Origin of the sequence: Flavobacterium sp. UBA7663, from assembly GCF_002483315.1 — a bacterium.
Lineage (GTDB): Bacteria > Bacteroidota > Bacteroidia > Flavobacteriales > Flavobacteriaceae > Flavobacterium.
In genome coordinates this window covers 15,516-16,121 of record NZ_DLHR01000018.1, presented here as the reverse complement: position 1 = coordinate 16,121, position 606 = coordinate 15,516, and the positions used below count along the sequence as shown (strand labels likewise).

Annotated in this window: 1 pseudogene; it reads left to right on the top strand. The window is 37.3% G+C overall.

The features are described 5' to 3' along the window. A pseudogene (locus tag B2741_RS07305) lies at nucleotides 1-606 on the top strand (hypothetical protein); the annotation flags it as partial.

Below are 606 nucleotides of genomic sequence, written 5' to 3'. Positions count from 1 at the left end.
TGTTGCTGTTAATACATCATTTATGGTTACTGGAGCTATTCCTGTTCCTGGATTAGCTCCAGTAACCATAAATGATGTATTAACAGCAACAACCAATACACAAGGTTATGTAATTTACCGAGTACGTTCAAGTTTAGGAGAATGTCAAGGCGGTTATACAGATTATAGAGTGAATGTAAATCCAGCTCCACTGCCAAAATTAGTAGATGGTAATATTTGTATTACAGCTGCAGGAGAAGTATATCAAACATATACTTTAAACACGGGCTTAAATGATGCGGATTATGATTTTGAATGGTTTGATACTAACGGGGATACCATACCAGGAGCAACTAGTTCAACTTTAGTAGTTGATGAAGCAGGAACGTATAGTGTAATAGCTACAAATTGGTTAACAGGATGTTCATCAGACCCATTATTGGCAAGTGCTACAGCAACTGTAACAGCAACTCTTCCAGCAACCTCAATGACGGTTATTCAAAGTGAATATTTTAGTGACAATGCTACTATTACAGTAAATGTAACCGGAGGTTCAGGAACACTGATGTATTCGTTAGATGAAGGTTCTTTACAATCATCTAATGTGTTTACAGGAGTAAGCGCAGG